Source organism: Chamaesiphon sp. OTE_20_metabat_361 (assembly GCF_031364565.1).
On sequence record NZ_JANLWO010000208.1, the window covers coordinates 1 to 5,411 of the forward strand.

The 5,411-nt window shown below is 46.4% G+C and carries 8 protein-coding genes; 3 read left to right on the top strand and 5 right to left on the bottom strand.

From position 1 onward, the window contains the following. The 5 genes from RMO35_RS05810 to RMO35_RS05830 form a co-directional block, all read right to left on the bottom strand. Positions 1-449 (bottom strand): MFS transporter (locus tag RMO35_RS05810; protein ID WP_309739244.1); only part of this gene is annotated, 449 nt, incomplete at its 3' end. 123 nt (positions 450-572) lie between these two features. After that, a complete protein-coding gene (locus RMO35_RS05815; protein ID WP_309739245.1) occupies positions 573-1,835 on the bottom strand; it encodes an MFS transporter in 1,263 nt (420 codons plus the stop codon). Next, on the bottom strand, positions 1,826-1,993 hold the full coding sequence (locus tag RMO35_RS05820; RefSeq protein ID WP_309739256.1) for a biotin/lipoyl-binding protein: 168 nt from the start codon (positions 1,991-1,993) through the stop codon (positions 1,826-1,828). Before RMO35_RS05820 ends, RMO35_RS05815 begins: the two co-directional genes overlap by 10 nt. A 56-nt stretch (positions 1,994-2,049) precedes the next feature. Then, complete coding sequence (locus RMO35_RS05825) at positions 2,050-2,751, bottom strand: molybdopterin-dependent oxidoreductase (protein WP_309739247.1); 702 nt, start codon at positions 2,749-2,751, stop codon at positions 2,050-2,052. 101 nt (positions 2,752-2,852) lie between these two features. Continuing rightward, positions 2,853-3,446, bottom strand: a complete 594-nt coding sequence (locus RMO35_RS05830) for a cytochrome b/b6 domain-containing protein (protein ID WP_396135612.1) — start codon at positions 3,444-3,446, stop codon at positions 2,853-2,855. Between the two features lie 242 nt (positions 3,447-3,688). Here RMO35_RS05830 and RMO35_RS05835 point away from each other — a divergent pair, with 242 nt between their 5' ends. The 3 genes from RMO35_RS05835 to RMO35_RS05845 all read left to right on the top strand — a co-directional run bounded on the left by RMO35_RS05835 (position 3,689) and on the right by RMO35_RS05845 (position 5,220). After that, positions 3,689-4,549 carry an aminotransferase class IV gene (locus RMO35_RS05835; RefSeq protein ID WP_309739249.1) on the top strand — a complete coding sequence of 287 codons (861 nt, stop codon included), beginning with the start codon at positions 3,689-3,691 and terminating at the stop codon, positions 4,547-4,549. A 178-nt stretch (positions 4,550-4,727) separates the two neighbouring features. Beyond that, complete coding sequence (locus RMO35_RS05840; protein WP_309739251.1) at positions 4,728-4,919, top strand: hypothetical protein; 192 nt, start codon at positions 4,728-4,730, stop codon at positions 4,917-4,919. Between the two features lie 67 nt (positions 4,920-4,986). Beyond that, positions 4,987-5,220, top strand: a complete 234-nt coding sequence (locus RMO35_RS05845; RefSeq protein ID WP_309739254.1) for a hypothetical protein — start codon at positions 4,987-4,989, stop codon at positions 5,218-5,220. Positions 5,221-5,411 lie beyond the last annotated feature (191 nt).

Here is a 5,411-nt window from a genome sequence, read left to right on the forward strand (position 1 = left end):
GGTTGCTTAGATGGCGGTAGGCTGATTAACATATTCGTCAATGCCATCGGAATCAAAATCCCCCCAGTCGCCCCTTGGAACGCCCGGAAAGCAATCATCGACGGCAAATTCCATGCTGAGGCGCAGCAAACGGAAAAGAAAATAAATAGTGCCGCATTGACAAGGATATAACGCCGCACCGAAAATACCTGCGACAGCCACCCCGTCAGCGGAATCACGACGATCTCCGCGACTAGATAAGCAGTCGAAATCCACGAGCCTTCCTCCAGCGTCGCCCCTAGAGCGGCTTGAATATCTTGTAGCGACGAGTTGGTAATCTGAATATCCAACACCGCCATAAACGCACCGAGCATACTCGCCCCCACCCCGATCCAAGTTCGCAGCGGGACTCGATCGGGTTCTCGGCTCGGATTTTGGCGGCGGTTGCCGATCGCACTTGAATTTGCCATCTTAACTCCAGATATTAATTGTCGGCGTTGCTGGATTGGGGTATGAAATTGCTAGTGATGGAGTTGGGAGTTGGGAGTTGGGAGTTGGGAGGAAATCTGGTGCAAGATGTAAGTAGTGCAAATTTAATCGGGTAGGATGCCTTTTCGCACGTAAATCGCATGGACGATCTTCTTTAGTGCTGGTAATTGACGACTAAAAAACAGCGAACCCAGCAGACAAGCACTCCCCGCAATCGTTAGTGTATTGGGAGCGCCAATGCGATCGGCGATCGATCCACCCAAGAGATTACCGAATGGCACCATGCCTAAAAATGACATGGTGTATAAGCTCATCACGCGTCCGCGTTTATCATCATCGATAATCGTCTGAAGTACTGTATTGCCAGAGGCAACCTGTAAAATTATCCCCAAACCGATCGTCAACATCGCCAATAAGGACAGGGGTAGATACCGCGAAAAGGAAAAAGTAATTAAGCCAATCCCGAGTAATGCTGGCCCGAGAATAATCAATTTACCCAAGCCGACTACTGTTGTGCGTGTAGCTAAATAAACACCACCAAAGACAGCACCCACTCCCGAAGCTGCCATCAAAAATCCTAATGTTTGAGCATTACCATTGAGAATTTTATCCGCAAAAACCGGGACGAGTACCGTGTACTGCATCCCCATCAAACTCACTAAAGCCGATAACAATAAAATCGCTCTAATCGGCGGGCACTCAAAAGCATAGATAAATCCTTCCTTAATTCGTTGGAGTGGACTACCAGCGATTTTGGGCATTTGCTTGGGTTGAAAGCGCATCGCTAATAATGCCGCAATCACCGCAATATAACTGATGCCATCAATCAAAAAACAATAAGCTTCCCCAACTCTCGCAATCAATAATCCCCCGATCGCGGGGCCGATTAAACGCGCACCATTAAACATCGTCGAGTTAATCGCGATCGCGTTTGCCAAATCTTCCGGGCGATCGACTAGCTCAGTCACAAAGGCTTGCCGCGCTGGGGCATCTGCGGCACTAATGACGCCCTGAATAAAGCTTAAAACTAAAATCGATTCGATATTAATGTTATTAGTTAATGCCAAAGCTGCTAGTGATAATGATTGCAACATGGATAACACTTGCGTCGTCAGCAAGATCCGATGGCGCGGAAAGCGATCGACTAATACCCCACCAAAAGGTGTCAAAATAAAATTGGGAATTTGGCTGGTAAATCCCACTACCCCCAACATTAACGGCGAGCTAGTAATGTGATAAACCAGCCATACTGTAGCCAATTGAGTCATCCACGAGCCGATCAGCGAGATTCCTTGCCCTGCAAAAAACAGCCGATAGTTTCGCGATCGCAGTGCTGGTGGTAAAAATTTGGATGCGGTTAACTGCATGTTAAATAGCTCGATCGATACATTTGAATCTCGATGGTAAATTGGGCTTGCTGTACCTTATTTTCGGAGTCTTTGGGGTCGAGCCTAAATAATAATTGTCCGGGTTGAACTTTTTGGCGATCGGTGATGGATAGTTCGTATGCGTAGTATTGTGACAGACTTACGGCTCAGCCACTTCTGTCAATAGGATGAACATTGCATCCGCCTAAATTAGTTATAGTCCCCCAAACCACTCATAGCCCTGGTCTTCCCAATAACCCTGTTTGGTGGGTAATCGATCGAGTAAGGTAACTCTAGTCACCCATTTACTTTGCTTGTAACCCAGCTTAATCGGCGCAGCAAGACGCAGTGGCGCACCATTATCTACAGGTAGCGGCAGACCATTTTTTTGATAGGCTAACAGCGTTTGTGGGTGCATTGCTGAAGGTAAATCCCAACTATTGTAGTAACCATCTCCAGATTCAAAATAAACGTAGCGAGCTGTATTTTTTGGCTGTGCGAGAGCGATTAAATCTCTCAACCCGACACCACCCCATTGGACGATCGCCGCCCAACCTTCGACGCACACATGCTGAATTACCATCGATCGCAATGGCAACTTTTGAATATCGCTCATACTTAATTGCAGCGGTTGGTTCACCGCACCATCGATAATTAGTTTAAAAGTAGTCGGATCGATTTCGGGTGCATCGGTAAAACTATTAATGATTAATGCCTTGGGATCGATATCGCTAACTGGATATTCACGGGCTAAAGCTTGAGGTTTGAGCAATAGTTCTTCGACTCTTTGATTGAGCGGATCGATCGCCTTGCCGACAGCAGTGGAGTATGGATTTAAGCCACAACTATCGAGCAATAGACCCATGCCTGCAAAACCAGATAGTTGTAATAATTGCCGCCGATTGATTGGATTCATAATTAGTTACTCTTCGGTGCGTTACGCTTTGCGATAACACACCCTACAATATTCTTACAAATTAAACAGGACTGCTATAGATGAAAAATTTATTAAACTTTTCAAACAAACATCGATCGCCAGATTCTTAATCCGCCAACTTTTAAACCCATTAGCATATGCACGATTGTAAATATTAAGGCAATCGGCACCGTCATAAAATGCACCGTGCGGAGCGTTTGCCAATTACCAAATAAACTCGCCAACCAGCCTAACTGGACTGGTTTATACATCGCCAATCCACTCGCGATCGCCAGAATTAAAATCGGAATGATACTCGTATAAATCAGCCGATGCCAAGCATAAGTTTTGCGCTTAGGATTTTGTCCGACCTTGAGGACTTGCAGATCGCTACTAGAGACAAATCGCCGTTGCCACCGTTTTGTCAAGCCGATATAAATGCCATAAATTAGCAAATTAAATGAAAATACCCACATCATGGCAAAGTGCCAATCCCTACCACCCGCCAGCCATCCCCCCAGAGTCATAAAATCGGGAAACTGCCAACCATCTTTGCCACCGAATACAGGTGTGGCATTATAAATCTGAAGTCCGCTACCAATCATCAAGAATAAACTGACGATCGTGATGCCGTGAAACAGCTTGATGACGATTTTTTGGTGGGGAATTGGCGGAGATTTTGTAGGTGTTGGCATATTTAAATAGATAAACTCAGAAATAACGGAGCCAACCAGAGTTGAATCTGCACATCCAAACCCAACAGCAGCGAGATCGCCGTAATAAGTATCATTATCTCGCCAATCTTGATAAATTGTCCCAAAAGGCGATCGATCCGGCGGCGATCTCATCGGGTAAATTCGGCCTTTCGACCTGATGAGAGTTCCAGGTTAGTTAATCTGTTAATCTAAGGTGAGTTCGATTTTGGGAGCGTAGAGCTATGTCCATCGCTTATTATGACAGCCAGTATGTAGAACGCGACAGTATCCGGATCGAGCCTACCGATTTTGGCTTCGCGCGGGGTGTAACTTTGTTTGAGCTAGCACGGGTTTATGGTGGCAGACCGTTTTATCTGCTAGAGCATTTGCAACGGCTAGAACGGGGAGCCAAAATGCTCGATCTACCGTTGCCGACATTAACAGAACTGGCTGAAATAGCCACCCAGATCATCGCCCGTAATACCTATCCCCACAGTGCGATTAAATTTTATCTAACTGCTGGTGAATGCGATCGACCCAGTGGCACCAGTTATAGCGCTTGCCAGAGTTTTCGACCGCATTTGATGATTTTTGAGGATGAGGTAGTTCCCCAGCATCCAGAGGCTCCCTATGGGCTGGAGATTTATCAATCCGGTCAACGGTTGAAAATTGTGCCTTACGATCGAGAGTTGCCGATGCTCAAGACGACCAATTATCTGACGGGTTTTTATGCGGCGCGTCAAGTAGCGGGCGCGGATTATGATGATATTCTGTTTACCCATCGCGACGGCTATATCACCGAAGCAACGCGCAGCAATTTTTTCTGCGTTATCGATGGTGTATTGGTAACGCCCCAGCGCGGAATGTTGGGGGGAATTACTCGCCACGTCATTCTCGAACTGGCTGCCCAGCTCGGCATCAAAACGATCGAACGCGATCTGTTTCCTGCCGATCTCGGGCGAGCGACAGAAGCATTTACCACTGGCAGTATTGCCGAACTGTTGCCAGCGAGATCGATCGATGACTACCATCTACCTACGACGATGAATGGTCGAGTCTTCGCGGCGCTCCGCCAAGCTTTTTCAGCAAAAATTCAGGGTTAGGCAGTCGCTTGTTAACTGGAGATTAGAGTCGATTTCGCGATCGGTCGATCGCGACGATCTATATTTTTCCTTAAACGGTACCGAGAAAAAGCGATCGATCCAAACTCGGATCGATCGCTTTTTTGTTGCCGATCGCCATTTTGTGCAGTACATTTAAGTAGCAGTGTAAAAAAGCATTATGGGCAGACCCAAAAAAGATCCGACGATAACTCAAACCTATAGAGTCAAGCCAGAAACAGCAGAGAAACTGAGGGAGACAGCTAAGGAACTAGGCTTTGAGTATGGCGAAACAGCCGCGATGGGTGCATTTTTAGATCGTCTGGCAGAGATCGATCGCGAGTTGCTAAAATTAGTTTTTAAAAAGACTTGACGAATAACTGTACAGTAGTTATTATCAAAGGGCAGAGCAATTCAGCCACGATATCAGGAGTAAGCGAATGTCAGACAGACTAGACCGAATCGAAGCAGGGTTAGATGAGACTCGCAAGATTGTAGACTCTAACTCAAGAGCAATCGAAGCATGGGCAAATGAGTCAGTAGAGTACAAACGACAAACAACGGCAGCGATCGGACGGCTAACATCCATTAGCGAACAGCTAGCCGAACTTATCACTACGCTAGCCGCTCGTCAGCAAGACCAAGAAAATCGGATCGATCGCCTAGAGCAATAACCGCAAATACAGCCCGCTCGTTTCAATCCCTATAAGGGTTTAGAGTCGATTTCGCTGCAAATGGGAGGCATTGCTGGCTATTTTAGCCCTGTTTCAATCCCTATAAGGGTTTAGAGTCGATTTCGCTTTACTGTTTATTTCGATCAAGCTTCTGTAGTCGCTGTTTCAATCCCTATAAGGGTTTAGAGTCG

Coding starts and splice junctions, on each gene's coding strand:
- RMO35_RS05815 (WP_309739245.1), bottom strand. CDS start 1,835: ATGCAGTTAACCGCATCCAAATTTTTACCACCAGCACTGCGATCGCGA.
- RMO35_RS05825 (WP_309739247.1), bottom strand. CDS start 2,751: ATGAATCCAATCAATCGGCGGCAATTATTACAACTATCTGGTTTTGCA.
- RMO35_RS05830 (WP_396135612.1), bottom strand. CDS start 3,446: ATGCCAACACCTACAAAATCTCCGCCAATTCCCCACCAAAAAATCGTC.
- RMO35_RS05835 (WP_309739249.1), top strand. CDS start 3,689: ATGTCCATCGCTTATTATGACAGCCAGTATGTAGAACGCGACAGTATC.
- RMO35_RS05840 (WP_309739251.1), top strand. CDS start 4,728: ATGGGCAGACCCAAAAAAGATCCGACGATAACTCAAACCTATAGAGTC.
- RMO35_RS05845 (WP_309739254.1), top strand. CDS start 4,987: ATGTCAGACAGACTAGACCGAATCGAAGCAGGGTTAGATGAGACTCGC.